Source organism: Olivibacter sp. 47, from assembly GCF_030372825.1.
GTDB classification, from domain to species: Bacteria; Bacteroidota; Bacteroidia; order Sphingobacteriales; family Sphingobacteriaceae; genus Olivibacter; species Olivibacter oleidegradans.
The window spans coordinates 1-15,901 of sequence record NZ_JAUCNR010000001.1; the positions used below are offsets into that span (position 1 = coordinate 1).

The 15,901-nt window shown below is 41.6% G+C and carries 11 protein-coding genes; 4 read left to right on the plus strand and 7 right to left on the minus strand.

Going from position 1 to position 15,901, the window contains the following annotated elements:
- Positions 1-187: 187 nt before the first annotated feature.
- Together QT327_RS00005 and QT327_RS00010 are read left to right on the plus strand one after the other, a co-directional pair.
- Complete coding sequence (locus QT327_RS00005; protein ID WP_130858051.1) at positions 188-1,543, plus strand: methyltransferase RsmF C-terminal domain-like protein; 1,356 nt, start codon at positions 188-190, stop codon at positions 1,541-1,543.
- A gap of 21 nt (positions 1,544-1,564) precedes the next feature.
- Entirely contained in the window at positions 1,565-2,587 is a 1,023-nt protein-coding gene (locus tag QT327_RS00010; RefSeq protein ID WP_013663885.1) for a LacI family DNA-binding transcriptional regulator, read from the plus strand.
- A 42-nt stretch (positions 2,588-2,629) separates the two neighbouring features.
- Here the strand turns inward: QT327_RS00010 and uxaC are convergent, their stop codons facing one another.
- The 3 genes from uxaC to QT327_RS00025 all read right to left on the minus strand — a co-directional run bounded on the left by uxaC (position 2,630) and on the right by QT327_RS00025 (position 6,204).
- The gene (uxaC, locus tag QT327_RS00015; protein WP_130858052.1) at positions 2,630-4,033 is read right to left on the minus strand and encodes a glucuronate isomerase; all 1,404 of its coding nucleotides are present in this window, start codon (positions 4,031-4,033) and stop codon (positions 2,630-2,632) included.
- Positions 4,034-4,088: 55 nt separating this feature from the next.
- Positions 4,089-5,246 carry a mannonate dehydratase gene (gene uxuA, locus QT327_RS00020; RefSeq protein ID WP_130858053.1) on the minus strand — a complete coding sequence of 386 codons (1,158 nt, stop codon included), beginning with the start codon at positions 5,244-5,246 and terminating at the stop codon, positions 4,089-4,091.
- 136 nt (positions 5,247-5,382) lie between these two features.
- Positions 5,383-6,204, minus strand: coding sequence for an SDR family oxidoreductase (locus tag QT327_RS00025; RefSeq protein WP_013663888.1), 822 nt, complete (start codon positions 6,202-6,204; stop codon positions 5,383-5,385).
- Positions 6,205-6,532: 328 nt separating this feature from the next.
- Between QT327_RS00025 and QT327_RS00030 the strand changes: the two genes are divergently transcribed.
- Together QT327_RS00030 and QT327_RS00035 are read left to right on the plus strand one after the other, a co-directional pair.
- A complete protein-coding gene (locus QT327_RS00030; protein ID WP_130858054.1) occupies positions 6,533-7,534 on the plus strand; it encodes a sugar kinase in 1,002 nt (333 codons plus the stop codon).
- Positions 7,535-7,720: 186 nt separating this feature from the next.
- Complete coding sequence (locus tag QT327_RS00035) at positions 7,721-8,371, plus strand: beta/alpha barrel domain-containing protein (RefSeq protein ID WP_130858055.1); 651 nt, start codon at positions 7,721-7,723, stop codon at positions 8,369-8,371.
- Here QT327_RS00035 and QT327_RS00040 read toward each other — a convergent pair.
- The 4 genes from QT327_RS00040 to QT327_RS00055 all read right to left on the minus strand — a co-directional run bounded on the left by QT327_RS00040 (position 8,349) and on the right by QT327_RS00055 (position 15,688).
- Positions 8,349-9,767: a Gfo/Idh/MocA family protein gene (locus QT327_RS00040; protein ID WP_130858056.1), complete on the minus strand. Its 1,419-nt coding sequence runs from the start codon at positions 9,765-9,767 to the stop codon at positions 8,349-8,351. The two genes, QT327_RS00035 and QT327_RS00040, sit on opposite strands and share 23 nt — an antisense overlap.
- 182 nt (positions 9,768-9,949) lie before the next feature.
- Positions 9,950-10,942, minus strand: coding sequence for a sialidase family protein (locus QT327_RS00045; protein ID WP_168204604.1), 993 nt, complete (start codon positions 10,940-10,942; stop codon positions 9,950-9,952).
- 150 nt (positions 10,943-11,092) lie between these two features.
- The gene (locus QT327_RS00050; protein WP_130858058.1) at positions 11,093-12,625 is read right to left on the minus strand and encodes a RagB/SusD family nutrient uptake outer membrane protein; all 1,533 of its coding nucleotides are present in this window, start codon (positions 12,623-12,625) and stop codon (positions 11,093-11,095) included.
- Between the two features lie 18 nt (positions 12,626-12,643).
- Positions 12,644-15,688 carry a SusC/RagA family TonB-linked outer membrane protein gene (locus QT327_RS00055; protein WP_130858059.1) on the minus strand — a complete coding sequence of 1,015 codons (3,045 nt, stop codon included), beginning with the start codon at positions 15,686-15,688 and terminating at the stop codon, positions 12,644-12,646.
- Positions 15,689-15,901 lie beyond the last annotated feature (213 nt).

A 15,901-nucleotide genomic window follows, 5' to 3' on the forward strand; every position in this document is an offset into this window, starting at 1 on the left:
TAGCTTTTTTTACAACAAACTGGAAATCAAACCGTTTTTTTTATAATAATAATCTTTCATCAGACAAACATTCATTAAATCGGGAAAAAAATGATTACACGATACCCTAATCATTGAGCCATTCAATGTTCTTTTTTAATCGCTTATGTTCTAAATCTCATAATTTCATGTTAGGTTTGTAAATACTATGAGCAATTTTTTGCCTTCTAAGCTTATCACAGCATTAAAGAAAGACTTCCAAATTGACGAGGAGGAATTCCGTCGTATACATCGGCAGCAGGAACAGATCACCTCGATACGCCTCAATCCGACAAAATGGACGAAAGCTTTTGAAAACAAAGATCACATCCCTTGGTGTCCTACAGGTTATTATTTGAATGAACGCCCTATATTTACATTAGATCCGCTATTTCACGCAGGCACATATTATGTTCAAGAAGCTTCATCTATGTTTATCGACCATATTATTCGCTCGCTCAATATAGATAAGAAAGCCTCTTTAGCACTCGATCTATGTGCTGCACCTGGTGGAAAAAGTACTTTATTAAATAGCGTATTACACCCTGATAGTTTATTAGTCTCAAACGAAATTATAAAAACCAGGGTTAACGTTCTGGCAGATAATTTGACAAAATGGGGAAATTTCAATGTTGTGGTTACTAATAATGATCCACAGTCTTTTAACAGGTTACCTGGTTTCTTCGACCTCATGCTGGTTGACGCTCCATGTTCAGGTTCCGGCATGTTCCGGAAAGACGAACAAACCATCAGTGAGTGGTCTGAGGAAACAGTAAATTTGTGCAGTCAAAGGCAACAGCGAATTCTATCAGATAGTCTTTCCACTCTTAAGGAAGATGGCATATTGATTTATTCCACTTGTTCCTATTCTATAGAAGAAAACGAAGAGATCGCAGATTGGTTGGTTGCCAATCATGATATGCAATCCATTCCAATCCCCCATGATCTTGCTTGGCAAATAGAGGAAACACGATCTCCAAAGTTTCAATGTCATGGTTATCGCTTTTATCCACACAAAGTGAGAGGCGAAGGTTTTTACGTCGCCTGTTTCCGTAAGAAAAAAAATCAGCCCACTTTTAATACGAAAAAAATTAAAATCGAAAAGACTCAATTAGATAAAGCATATTTAAAGAATTGGATAAAAACCGAAACCGAATTTACCGGACTCCTTTTTAAGGACGATATACTTATTATTCCGACACAACACGAACTAAATGTAAAAGCACTTCAACATGTTTTGTATCTGAAAAAGGCTGGAACAAACGTAGGAAGGCTTACAAAAAAAGAATTACTTCCACATCACGAGCTTGCCTTAAGTACAGCTATTAGTAATCAAATACCTCGCATTGAGCTTTCTTTAGAAACCGCCTTGCAATATTTAAGAAAAGCAGATATTCAGTTAACAACAGAAGTGAAGGGCTGGGTTTTAGCCTGCTATGACGGACATCCCTTGGGATGGATGAAAATACTACCGAATCGGGTAAACAACTATTACCCAAAAGAATGGCGAATTATTAACCTATAATCAGCTAGGATAATCACTATTATGACTTTACGAGATATAGCCAAAGCGTTGAACTTATCTACTTCAACCGTCTCTAAGGCGCTCCGAGACAGTTACGAAATCGGGGAAGACACAAAAAAGAGGGTGATAGCCTACGCCGAGCAGGTTGGCTATCAACCTAATACGCTCGCCAAAAGCCTTAAAGAGGGAAAAAGTCGCACCATAGGAGTAGTAATATGTGCCATTGACAACAGTTTTGTATCCCAAATGCTCAATGGTATTGACCGTGCCTGCAATGAACGGGGCTACAGTATCATGATCATGCAAAGTAAGGAATCGCACGTACAAGAAATAAAATGTACTGAGGTACTCTATGGTCGCTCGATTGACGGTTTACTCATTTCGCCAGCTTGCGAAACGCCTAATGTCGACCACTTAAAAAAATTTCAGCAATTAGGATTACCTATTGTCTTATTTGATCGATATAGCGATGAACTGGACGTTCCAAGAGTCAGTATCAATAACCTGGACGCCGCTTACCAAGCAACCGAACATCTTATAAAAAATGGCTATACGCGAATTGCCGTATTACATAGTAACACAAGTCTAAATATTAATATTCAACGCTTGGAAGGTTATAAAAAAGCATTACGTGACCATAGGATTGAATTGATGGATGAATATATACAACCCTGTAATTTACAGACTACAGCCCTATTAGAAGAGAGTATTCACCAAGCGATGCAAAAACTCAGCGCTTTAACTGTCCCGCCGACAGCGCTTCTTACCTTAAGCGACCAAATCAGCACTTCCAGCATTTCTATACTTCAGGAAATGGGTTATCAAATCCCACAAGATATGGCACTCATTGGGTTCACCAATACAAGCCTTGCAAATTCATTACACCCACCCCTCAGCACTATTTATCAACCCGCAATTGCAATAGGTGAAGCCGCCGCTAACCGATTAATTGATATTATCGAAGGTACAGACGAGGAGGAAAAGCAAACCGTTTACCTGGCTGCCCAACTTCATGAGCGGGCTTCCAGCAGGCGATTGGTATAACAAAGATGAAGAGGTCGGCGGAAAACCTCTTTATCTTGTGTCCTATAGAGGGAAATAATTTTTGGCATTATAATAACAGATGTCCTTAATAATTTTACCGATCCAATTGATATCTTTTGGCAGTAAGCCATTGTTTATATCGGAGGCAAACAGATTACAAAGTAAGCGGCGAAAATACTCATGTCGTGAATATGATAGAAAGCTTCTTGAATCTGTCAACATACCGATAAAACAAGCAATCAAACCGATATTTGATAAACTATTCATTTGATTCGTCATTCCTTCTAATTGATCTAAAAACCACCAGCCTGAACCAAACTGTATCTTACCAATAATGCCTCCTGATTGAAAATTGCCCGTCATAGATGCAAATACCTCATTATCAGAAGGGTTTAAATTATATAAAATAGTCTTTGTTAACTGGTTTTCGCTCTCAAGTAAATTCAAAAAGGCAGAAAGATTAGATGCTTGCTGAAAATCACCTATTGAATCATATCCGGTGTCGGGTCCCAGCTCTTTAAGTAATCGTGTATTGTTGTTCCGTAAAGCACCCAGATGAAACTGCTGTACCCATTCTTGTTGATGGTACATTTTACACAAAGCTTGAAGCACACATCCTGTAAAGGCGTCCTGACTAGCCAACGCTTTCGAATCGTTTCCTTGTAAAACTTCTTTGAAGACCTTTTCCAACTCAGCTTTGTTAAAGTGAATCGTTGGCATATGAGCCAAGCCATGATCAGCTATGCGGCAACCCTTGTCATGAAAATAAAACACCCGCTTCTGCAAGGCTTCTAACAACGAGTCGATATCTTTAATCACCACATCCGAAACTTCTGCTAACGAGGAAATGTACTGTCTGAACGTATCACCACCACTTAAATTGAATACCTTATCAGGACGAAAAGAGGGTAATATTCGGGTAGCGAAATCAGATGCAGCAATTTGCTCATGTTCAGTCAAATTAGCGAGCGGATCGTCCGTTGTTCCTACCATCTCCACATTAAAATGTGTAAGTAAGCCGCGTGGTGTAAACGCCGGATCTTGTAATTTATTGCCAGTTACTTCGTATATCCGATCAGCATTCTCTGTTGTTAGTATTTCTTGAACACCGAAAGGGTTTTTTAGTTCCATATGCGTCCAGTGATAAAGTGGATTTCTCACCGTGTAGGGCACACATGCAGCCCATTTTTTAAATTTCTCCTGATCGGACGCATTTCCTGTAATATATTTTTCATCGATTCCCAAAACCCGCTGTGCTCGCCACTTGTAATGATCACCCGCCAACCATATTTGCGTGATATTCGAAAAGTGTTGATTAGCAGCAATAACATCCGGGGGTAAATGGGAATGATAATCAATAATGGGTAAGTCTTTCGCGTACTCATTATATAAACGCACCGCCAGATCCGACTGTAACAAAAAGTCTTCGTCAAGAAATTCTTTCATATTCCCTACTTAATATCAATAATAAAATGATTAGCTAATCTATCACAATAGCCAATTAACTTCCGAGTATCCCTAATTCTAAACCACGTAATTCAGCCAAGCCACGTAACCTTCCGATGGCAGAATAACCAGGGTTCGAGGTCTTATGTAAATCATCAAGCATTTGATGTCCATGATCGGGCCTAAAGGGAATGGGCAGCTCACGCTTTTGATTTTCCTCTGTAAGAATCTTCATAACCGCGTACATATCCACATCTCCATCTAAATGGTCTGCTTCATAAAAATTACCTTCCTCGTCTTTTTTCACATTCCGCAAATGCGCGAAATGAACTCGGTTTTTGACCGATTCTAAAATGTCAGGGATGTTATTGCTTATACCGGCTCCCAAAGAACCGGTACAGAAACAAAGGCCATTAAATTCCCGAGGCTCTTCCTTCATCAAAAACAATAAATCATCCTTATTACTAACTACACGCGGCAAGCCCAAGATGGGATAAGGAGGATCGTCCGGATGGATGGTCATATGAATTCCATGCTTCTCGCATACTTGCGAAATAGCCGCTAAAAATTTAAGCAGATTTTTACGTAGGCCATCCGTACCAATCTCTTTATAAATTTCGATACTCTTTTGTAGATCACCTAAGCCGATTGGGTCTTCGGAAGGAATGCCCATCAAAACAACTTCACTCAACTTCGCTAATACATCCTGATTGGTTGTACTATACCGCTCCTTCGCCTTCTCCAATATCGATGTTGGGTAATTATGCTCCGCCCCTTTCCGTCTCAAAATAAACAAGTCAAACACCGCTAAATCTGTCCAATCAAAATATAAAGCCTTTGACCCATCCTTCATTACTAAATCCAACTGGGTACGGGTCCAGTCGAGCACGGGCATAAAATTATAACATATGGTTTTAATACCGCAGACTGCAAGATTTTCTAAGCTTTGTATGTAGTTTTTCAGGTATTTTTCTGCGTCCTCCCGATCAGTTTTGATGGCTTCATGTACCGGAACGCTTTCTACTACGGCCCAGGTAAGTCCCGCTGCTTCAATAATCCGCTTGCGTTCCTTAATATCCTCTAGCGGCCATACCTCTCCATGTGGAATATGATGAAGAGCCGTTACAATCGCTGTAGCACCTGCCTGCTTTACATCTTGTAAGGACACCAGATCATTTGGTCCATACCAACGCCAACTTTGTAATAACTTCATAGTTCTTTTTAGATTAAATTAAATGATATGACTATTAGGCGGAAACTTAAACTATAAACCGCTGTTACAGCTATCCAACGACTGATAGCCAACAGTGATTTCCAGAGCCCGCGCCTAAAGACTAAATACCCGGAATTTAAACGCCACAATAGGTGTTGAAACCACCATCAACTAAAATACTTGTTCCGCTCACAAAAGCAGAAGCATCGCTTAATAAATATACCAGGGTTCCTTTCAACTCTTCGGGATTACCCAATCGGCCAAAAGGAGTTCCATTTACGAATCGATTTGCTCTATCTGTATACGATCCGTCGGCATTGGTTAGTAAAGTTCTATTTTGCTCCGTGAGGAAAACACCCGGCGATATCGCATTCACACGCACACCATCACCATAACGTTGTGCTAACTCTACAGACATCCATTTCGTAAAACCTTCAATGGCAGTTTTGGCCATTGTATATCCCAATACACGGGTTATAGGTCGATGTGCCGAAAGAGAGGAGATATTCACAATAGAACCCCTTCCCTTCTCTGCAATTACTCTCCCGAATATAAACGTAGGTATCACTGTACCAAAAAGATTTAAATCAACTGCTTTTTTTGTATCAGCTATCTTGGCATCAAAAAGATTCTGATCAGGCGATATAGTCGCCCCTGGAATATTACCACCTGCAGCATTCACTAAACCATCGATGGTTCCGAAATGCTGCAAAATCTGCTCTTTGGCAAGAAGCACTTGATCCTCATCCATCGCATCTGCTAAAACAGCAATTGCTTCACCACCAACACCCTTAATTTGCTCAACTACCGCATCGGCGCGTTCTTTATTTCTACCCATGACAACCACCTTTGCTCCAGCTTCGGCTACGGCTAAAGAAAAGTGTTTACCCAACACACCGGTTGCACCGGTAATAACAATAACTTTATTTTCTAAAGAAAAAGGTGAAGTTTTATTCATTGCTTAGCTTTTTATATCAACTCATCAAAAAGATGCCTTGCAAAGAATTTAACAGCTTATAAAGGGCTCAGTTGTCTTTGGCAAGAATCAATAATGAACTATTAAGATTCAATTTTAGCAAATTAAAATCGATTTCAATTATTTTGCGAAAAGATTTTACGATATCGATTGCGTAGTTTTAAAAGGAATGGATATTTTTATACACGGGAATAATAACTATTTTCGACAAAAAAACTAGCCACTCTTGACAAGACACAACAGCTATGCTTTCCAGCAAGATACTTGTCATGATCTATTATCATTAGGCTTGCCTTAAAAAATTTAATTCATGAGTTTAAACGAAGGTAATCGGATAGCCGTCTTTGGCGAATTTCTTCTAAGGGTCAGCACACAGACCGGTCATTTTATCAATGCAAGCGAAGGCATTTCTATTTACGCTGGCGGGTCGGAAGCAAATGTAGCTTCTTCTTTAGCCTGTATGCATGCGCAAGTCTCGTACATAAGTTGTGTGCCCGACAATCAGTTGGCAAACCAAGCTCTTAACAGTCTAAAGGAGCGAGGCGTAAACATTAGCCAATGCCGATTTGCAGGTGATCGGCTAGGCCTTTATTTCCTTTTGTCGGCCAATGGGCTTAGCAAAGGAGAAGTGGTCTACGATCGGAAATATTCTTCATTCAGCGCGCTTAAAACTGGAGACATTGATTGGGACAATGTATTGGAAGGCCACAACTGGTTCCATTGGACGGCCCTTACTCCAGCCTTAAATGAAAACATGATCGCCGTTTGCGAAGAGGCTCTACAAGCCGCCAAGAAAAAGGGGCTTATTATATCGGTTGATCTGAATTACAGAAATAGACTGTGGAACTATGGCAAGTCCCCTATCGACGTAATGCCTTCCTTAGTCGATTATTGCGATGTCATTATGGGTAACATCTGGGCAGCCAACACCATGTTGGGCACTTCCATAGATCCCGACCTTGATCGTAACACTACGAAAGAAACTTATGTGGAACATGCCAATCAATCGGCCCAAGAAGTGTTCAAGCGATTCGAAAACTGTAAGCACATAGCCTATACTTTCCGATTCATGGATAACCCGTCCCACAATCTTTTCTATGGCACCTATCATACTCAAAAGGGGCATTATGTATCACAAACACTAGAGACGAATGAAGTGATCGATCGGATTGGAAGCGGGGACGCCTTTATGGGCGGACTCATTCGCGCGCTTACTACAGGAAAAGAAAACCAGGAGGTAATTGACATAGCAACTTCTGCCGGCTTTAAAAAGTTATTCGTTAAAGGTGATTTAGGAGACGGCAGTTATTAGTTATTGGTTATTGGTTATTGGTTATTGGTTGTTAGTTGTTAGTTGTTAGTTGTTAGTGTTAGTTGTTAGTTGTTAGTTGTTAGTGAAATTTACTTTTTACTTTTTACTTTTTACTTTTTACTTTTTACTTTTTACTTTTTACTTTTTACTTTTTACTTTTTACTTTTTACTTTTTACTTTATCCAAATGAAAACAATTGAAGAAAGTATTGTACAAATAAAAAAATATCCAGTCATTCCGGTTTATTACCATGATGACCTGCAAACATGTTTAGATACCGTGAAAGCATGTTATGATGGCGGTATTCGCGTCTTTGAATTTGTTAACAGAGGTGGTCAAGCCTTGGTAAATTTTAAAGAATTGAAAGCTTTTCGCGACGCGCAATTACCGGAATTACACCTAGGCATAGGCACCATTAAGTCGGCGAAACAGGCTGAAGACTACCTTTCCTTGGGAGCTGATTTTATCGTAAGTCCAATTGTGAAGCCGGAAATTGCTGCAATTACATTGGACGTAGACGTTCTATGGATACCCGGATGCATGACTCCTACAGAAATCAATACCGCAGAAGTTCTAGGAGCACCCCTGGTAAAATTGTTTCCGGGAAGCAGTTTAGGCCCAGACTTTCTAAAAGCTATTAAACCGCTTTTTCCTGACATGCTTTTTATGCCTACAGGTGGAGTTAATCCTGATGAAAATAGTATTTCCAAATGGTTTGCAGCAGGTGTTAGTGCGGTAGGTATGGGCTCCAAATTATTTGAAAAGCCAGCTGAGGCAGCCGGCTTTCAATGGCTAACTGACAAATGCAGAGAAGTTATGAACTTTGCTTCTGTCTAATTTGACTTGGATCCCAATGGACGATCCGCTTTTCGTTATAACTGATATTCGCCGCTAAAGCTGGTCCTGCGGTTCGCATGGCAAACTCAGGACCTTCTATGGCAACACCTTTAGTCCGTATAGCATTAAACCAGTCATCAAAGTGGTCCACGCGCATATCGTAACCCTTGGGCGCCTGAAAAATATTTTCGCCTACTGATAATACCTGTGGTCTGATGCCCTGATATTTCTCATTGTATTGAGACACAAATTCCTGTTGCACTTTCTCGGGAAAAGTTTCAAAAGTGTCCCAACCTCCGTAACCAGGTGCTTGTGGAAGCTTTTTATTTCGAATACTGACACTATTTCCATCCAAAACCATTTCTCCTTCATTACCTACAAGGCGCATGCTATCACCCCCTCCGGAACCATCCACAAAGTTAACGCGTAAAGAAAGGTTGAAAGCGGGATGCTGCTGCGTTTCAGGATAATCAAATAACCCCAACATCAAGTCCGCCACGTCACGTCCGTCTTTCCAATAATTCAGCCCTCCGGTTGCATAAATTCTCTCCGGCCCCAACGAGCCTGTAATGGTATGCAAGCGAGTAAACAAGTGCACAAATAAATCACCTGCCATGCCTGTACCATAGGCTTGATAATTTCTCCATCGGAAAAAACGTACCGGATCAAAAGGAAGCGCCGTTGCTCCGCCTTGAAACGTTCTCCAGTCGCATGTAGTTTCTGAAGCATTCGGTGGAATGGAATATTGCCAAGCGCCCTTTGCATCGAATCTATCGGTATAAACTTCCACAAAATTCAGCTTTCCGATGGCTCCTTGTTGGTATAACTCTTTTGCCTTATGAATAACAATAGAACTTGCCCATTGACTTCCTACCTGAAAGGCTACTTTTGTATTCCGATGTTCCCGAATCAAAGCTTCGCCTTCTTCAATTTTATGCACCAACGGCTTTTCACAGTATACAGCCTTCCCTTTTTTCATCGCAGCGATCGCTTGCCGGGCGTGCCAATGATCCGGTGTAGAAATGATCACCGCATCAATTCCCGGGTCATCTAAAATCTCCTCGTAGTGACGCGTTGTTTTAACATGGCTACCATACAACTCATTTAACTTTTGTAAATGTCCGTCATAGCAGTCGGCCCCGCTAACTAGCTCAATCCCCTCTCTGCTTAGTGCCGCTTTTAGGTTGCCAAACCCCATAATACCCAAACCTATTGCTGCAATATTAATCCGGTCATTAGCAGGTACTCTCCCCCGCTTCTTTAAGATTTGAACGTGCTTATCGGCAAAATTCGTTGCTGCACTTAATAAACTCGGACTTGCTGCTGCCAGCACAGCAGAACCACCCAATTTTTTCAGAAACTTTCTTCGGGAATTGTTATTGTCGGTTTTATTCATTGTTTAGCTTGCTTAAAATATCGACTAAAATAGATCAGGATATTCTTCGTCCTTGTTATTTAGCTGATTTTGTATTGAACGAGATACTTATCAGCCTACTAGAAGTGTTAAAGCTAAAATAAATATTTAAGCGAAACAAAAATTTCCCTCCATTTGCAACATCAATTTTACCAATCTTTACTTTACCTTTCAGGCTCCCGATGTTTTAGTTGCCCTTTAATTAGCCATATTTCCGTTTGACCTTTACCAAAGGCATTGGTGGCCGTCAGGGCAACAACAGTACCATCGGAGGTAACTGCTAGGCTATTCCATAAAGCCGATTTATCTGGAGGAATAAGAAAAGGCGTCGTGCAATGCTCAAAATTAGCAGCAAACCGATCTCCGACCACTACTTTCATGTCAGCATATTTCATTTTATTTTTTCGCCCTTCGGTCCCTTGGTAGGAAAGCAGCGTTAGCCCGTTTTGTGTTCGGCACAAATATGGGGCACCTGCATAAATCGTATCTGCCAGCTTATGCTTTAAGGCATAAGCACGATTCGAATCCTTAGCCAGCACCGGATAAGCTCGATCATTCTTTGCATTCCCATAAATTATATAGGGCTTGAATTGCTGCATTCCATTATCTTCGATTGCAATTGCCAACCTATGATCGTCAATTAGTAAGGGTACCGGCATACCATCACGAAAACCAGCTCTAAAACTTACAATCGTTGGCACTTTAGACCAAGTTAAGCCATTATCAAAGGATGTAAATCGCGAGATATTCTGTTCATCGCTGCTTAAGTACAAACCTTCGTTAGCAAAAAACAGTTGGATTGCTCCGTCTGGCAATTGTATAGCAGCTGGTTCCCAACAGCCGTTTTTAAATTCATTTCCCGCTTGATAAACTAAACGTTCATCATGCCAGGTTAATCCCAGATCGTTGCTTTTTTTTGTTCTGATCTCAAAGTGATGTTCCGTATTATTCTTTGTTGGTCTTGGGTTGTACATAGCTAAAAGTGAACCATCTTTCAGCTGAATCATGCTCGGAACGCACATATTCACGCTCGGTTTACGTTCTGCTACAATACTGATTCTTTTCCACGAATTGCCTTTGTCCACGCTTTCAGCGCATACGATATTCCCATCCGATTCGTAAATGCATAGCCAAGATTGATCCTGCAGCTCAATCATTCTAGGATAACTCGTGTAATGCTTGGCCGGGGCCGATACTTTTCGCATCGAGCCCCGATCCCAAACAATAGGCTGTCCATATATCTGCGTTGCACAAAAGCAAAATAGAAACACTAGAAGAAAGGCACCTCTCATTGATTTGATCGCTGATTAATATCCCGAATTCTGCTTTAAGTTAGGATTATTTAACACCTCGATTTGCGGAATTGGCAGACGAATATGTTTACCAACCACGAAATTCTTAAAATCCGGATCCCGCTCGGCAACAGCTGCCACCTTCTCTTGCGTTTCCAAATCACCCCAACGCTTCAAATCTGCCCAGCGCACACTTTCTCCACATAGTTCCAATTCCCGCTCCATCTTCAGTCGTTCTCTAAAAGCATTGGCATCTTGTGTTGCAGCGGCATGATTAACCGCCAAGTTTGGTAATCCTACACGGCTCCGCACCTGATCAACATAGGTAATCGCCTCGCTTGTACTTCCCAACTCATTCAAGACCTCTGCATAGAGCAACAAGATATCAGCATAACGTACCATACGGAAATTATTTTGCGCATAGTAATCCTCGTTATCGCGAAAGTAATCTCGGGCATATTTACGAAACCAAGCTTCATTCGCGTCCCATTGCCAACTTCTGCCATATACTTTATCGCCAAAATCCGCTTCCAAAGCGGGATAGAATAGGGTATAACGCAGTCGAGGATCAATGTTTCCGTCGACTGTTTTTTCCTTCTTAAACTCATCTACAATCCAGTAACGCGCCTGACCATCTGACCAACCGATACTCCTTGGCGCGAAGAATTGTGCACGCTGACTGCTCATCATTTGGCCGGGGCCATCGGCATCCTCCGGTGTTTTGTTTACGTCCGAAAATTGAATTTCAAATACAGACTCGCTATTATTTTCATTAGTGTGGGTAAAATTGTCCTGAAAATCGCTTACCAAGCTATATTTACCATTACCTTCACCGGTAAAGAAATAATCCAAGGCTTGTTTAGCTTCTGCCCATTTATGCTGTTGCATATATGCCCTTGCCAAATAAGCGTTGACAGCACCCTTTGTCGGCCGTCCGACATTATTGTCATCCCATTCAACCGGGAGCACTTCCAGGGCCTCTTTTAAATCCTTTTCAACCTGCGCCCAAACTTCTGCCAAGGTGCTTTGAAGAGGCAAATCATCAGGCTTAGAAGTTTTGAGAACCAGCGGAGCATTCTCCCATAATAAAGCCGCGTAATAATAATGTAATGCTCTTAAAAACTTAGCCTGCCCTAATATTCTGTCTTTTTTTACCTGGTCGGCAAAAGTGATATTTGGCACATTATCTAATACTTGATTGCATCGAAAGATAGCCTTGTACGTATCCTTCCAAGTGAAGACATTTCCTTCGCCGAAATTGTAATTCACATATTGAAATCGCGTCCAATCGCCTAACTCTATCCAAGGACTTTTGCTAAATCCTTCGTCAGAAGTAAGATCCAATCGAAAGTATATCCATCTCGACCACAAAGCCGGTTTATAAAACATAGCATAAATAGAGTTGACACCTCTCTGGGCATCCTCCTCCGTTTTCCAGAACACGTCCGTCGTCGGTGTGTTCGGGTTTTCTATATTCAATAGATCCTTTTTACAACTTCCACAAAGCGTTAAAAGGGAGATAAAGAGCAATATATATAAGCCTTTCATGATGTATCCTAATTAAATTTAAAATCCAAATTGCAAACCCAGCGAATAGGTCTTGAGATTTGGATAACTAAAATTGTCAAACCCGCGTTCGTATATATTCGTATTGTTAAACTCGGGGTCGAGCCCCTTATAGCCGGTAAAGGTCAGCAGGTTTTGTCCCGAAAGTGTTACCTGTCCGCTTTGGAAGCCAATGCGTTTCAACCAGCTTTCAGGAAGTGTATATGATAAACTGATGTATTTAAGACGCATAAAATTACCGCTTTCAAGCCAGCGGTCGGTGTCTCCGCGCGAGTTCAACGTAGAACCGTAGTACATTCTTGGCACATCTGTATTAGGATTTTCAGGCGTCCAGGGTTGTATGCCGGCGCGATAATTGGAGTTATCATCAAAACGATCTACTAAGCTGTGATAACCGTTGTAAACCGTAGCGCCGAAAGCACCGAACCAGTTCATGGTAAGAGAAAGGTTCTTATAAGAAGCACCTAGATTAATTCCCAGTTCAACATCTGCCCAAGGAGATCCTAGCACCAATTTATCATCATTTGTAATCTGTCCATCACCATTGTGGTCTTTGAACCGTATATCACCTGGTTTGGCCGAAGGTTGTATAACTCTTCCCTCTGCATTCTTATAATTGTCTACCTCCTCTTGGGATTGGAAAAGCCCATCCGTTTCCAGCACATACCACATACCGGCAGATTGCCCGACTTGCGTGACGGTATTCCCCACAAAAATGTTGTTCCGACCATACCCTAAGCTTGTCACTTTGTTTTTGAGCGTCGTAATATTGGTGTTTACATAATACTTAAACTCTCGGCTGCTTTCATTATAACCCAAAGAAAGTTCAAAACCGGTATTTTTTAGACTTGCAGCATTGGCTATTGGTGGTCTTCCATCATGGCCTGTTGTCAATGCAATAGGCATGGCCGTTAAGACATCCTTCGTATCGGCAATAAAATATTCGGCTGTTAACGTAATTTTATTATTGAATAACGTAGCGTCGACACCGAAATTCTTTTGCGTCAAGGTTTCCCAGCGAAGGTCAGGGTTAACCAGCGCGACCTGGGTAGCACCGGGATAAATCAACTGATCACGACCCATGGCGATAGTCGAAAATGTGTTGATAACCGCTAAGTAATCCCAATAATTGGCACTACTATTTCCAGCTAGGTCTGTACTCGTCGTGCTATTTCCAAGCCGTCCATAACTAGCCCTTAACTTTAAATCGTTAACCCATTCTTTCTGAAAGAATTTTTCATTACTGATTCGCCAAGCTCCTGATATGGAGGGAAAATTTCCCCATTGATTGGATCGACCCAAACGAGAACTTCCGTCGCGACGGATAACACCATTTAATAAATAACGATTATCGTAGTTATATTCAATACGCCCTAAGTAAGATAAAATAATAGCTTCTTGCCGATACCCCCCTGCTTGCGGCTCATTTCCCTGATCGAGCTCACTGTAATAGCCGCCCTTTCCATCAGGGACTAAATTCCTTTTCATCCCGGAGATACGTGCATATAAATCCCGTTGATAGGTTTGACCAACTACCGCGTTGACCGAATGTTTACCAAAGTCTTTATTAAATGCTAGCGTATTTTCTACTAATATCGATTGAAAGCGAGCACGATATTCATCGGCGATGGAAGGTTGAAATTCTTGATTTAAGGACCAGTTACCCTGCTTTCGTAAATGGGCATAATGATCGCTGCTAGTTTCGTAACCTAAGTTAAACCGATACTTTAGAAATTCAACCGGCTTCAACTCAGACCAGACATTTCCGCGAATGCGTAGATTTTCGTTATACCGATCATCCAAATCAGCAATCGCCACGGGATTGCTACCAAAGGTCCGCGCCCTCCGTTCATCACCATATCCATATCCTCCCGGGTTATTCGGGTTATATACCGGAATGGTGGGCAAAAGCCGTACGACATCTGCAATAGGGTTGCCCGACATTTCATCAGCTTTTGCATTGCTGATTGCTAGGTTCTCACCGATACTAAAAATACCCTTTGTACCTTGTGTATTTACGCGAAAGCTTATGCGATCAAACCCGGTGCTGATTACGGTTCCATCATTTTTGAAATAATTCCCCGATACCAGGTAATTACCACTCTCTCCACCGCCCGAAAAAGTGAGATTCAAATCTTGCATGTTCCCTGTGCGGAAAGCCGCATCCTGCCAGTCGGTATTTTGACTTAAATCTAAATCTTGTCTAGTAGCTCCTGCATTGTCATAGGCCATATAATTAAGTCTGGCAAACTCTTCTGTTTGCGCCAACTTGTAGCGAGGTGTAGTTTGCGCACTCGTTGTTCCCGAGAACTGTACCTTCATCGGCCCTTTGGCTCCCTTTTTTGTTGTGATGATGATTACACCGTTAGCAGCGCGCGAACCGTAAATTGCCGCAGCAGAAGCATCTTTCAAAATTTGTACGGACTCGATGTCGTTGGGATTAAAATCCCGATTGGCGGTTGTAATCATTCCATCAATCACGTAGAGTGGATTGGTACCGCTTAAATTTTTCAAACCACGAATTTCCACTCTGGCTTCCGCTCCAGGCCGTCCCGCTCCGCGCACTTTAACACCCGACGCCAGTCCCTGAAGCGCTTCTCCCATGGTTGTTACTTGCCTTTTTGTCAATTCAGACGTTTTTACCACCGAAACGGCGCCCGTTAAATCCCGTTTCTGTTGTGTACCATATCCTACTACTACTACCTCATCAAGCGAATTTTCTTCAGGCAAGAGGGTTACATTTATTTCCTCCTTTCCCTGTAAGGCAACCTCTTGTGTGGTATAGCTAACATAGGAAAAAACCAAAACGGCTTGTTGATTGGGAACTTCAATACGGTATCGCCCCTCTTGATTGGTTGAAACACCCGTATTTGTATTCTTAACCTTTACACTTACGGCGGCTAAAGGTGCGCCTGATTCGTCCCGGACTAAGCCGGTGATGGTGGTTTGCGCCCACAGGCAAACCGAAAGGCAGATGAAGAAAATCAGTAAAAAGAATACCTTCATTACACTGCCCTTTCCATTTAACAATTGACTAGTATGCATACGTTCTCATTGGTTAGTAAAAAAGGAGCGAAGAACTCCCTCGTCGATAACCAAAGGTAGGTGCTGCATGCTTGTTAATGCTAAACGAAGCGTATCAATATTTCAGCATATTGTGTCAATTTAGCTGTATCAAGAAGCTTCCAAATACCCATTCAATTGCACTCAGACGAATCTTAAGCAATCAACATACTGACAAGTTCCTACAAGAAAAAA

Excerpts from the sequence above, each read along its gene's own strand:
- QT327_RS00025 (WP_013663888.1), bottom strand. The coding sequence starts at position 6,204 with ATGAATAAAACTTCACCTTTTTCTTTAGAAAATAAAGTTATTGTTATT.
- QT327_RS00030 (WP_130858054.1), top strand. The coding sequence starts at position 6,533 with ATGAGTTTAAACGAAGGTAATCGGATAGCCGTCTTTGGCGAATTTCTT.
- uxaC (WP_130858052.1), bottom strand. The coding sequence starts at position 4,033 with ATGAAAGAATTTCTTGACGAAGACTTTTTGTTACAGTCGGATCTGGCG.
- QT327_RS00055 (WP_130858059.1), bottom strand. The coding sequence starts at position 15,688 with ATGCATACTAGTCAATTGTTAAATGGAAAGGGCAGTGTAATGAAGGTA.
- uxuA (WP_130858053.1), bottom strand. The coding sequence starts at position 5,246 with ATGAAGTTATTACAAAGTTGGCGTTGGTATGGACCAAATGATCTGGTG.
- QT327_RS00005 (WP_130858051.1), top strand. The coding sequence starts at position 188 with ATGAGCAATTTTTTGCCTTCTAAGCTTATCACAGCATTAAAGAAAGAC.
- QT327_RS00040 (WP_130858056.1), bottom strand. The coding sequence starts at position 9,767 with ATGAATAAAACCGACAATAACAATTCCCGAAGAAAGTTTCTGAAAAAA.
- QT327_RS00010 (WP_013663885.1), top strand. The coding sequence starts at position 1,565 with ATGACTTTACGAGATATAGCCAAAGCGTTGAACTTATCTACTTCAACC.
- QT327_RS00050 (WP_130858058.1), bottom strand. The coding sequence starts at position 12,625 with ATGAAAGGCTTATATATATTGCTCTTTATCTCCCTTTTAACGCTTTGT.
- QT327_RS00035 (WP_130858055.1), top strand. The coding sequence starts at position 7,721 with ATGAAAACAATTGAAGAAAGTATTGTACAAATAAAAAAATATCCAGTC.
- QT327_RS00045 (WP_168204604.1), bottom strand. The coding sequence starts at position 10,942 with ATGATTGAGCTGCAGGATCAATCTTGGCTATGCATTTACGAATCGGAT.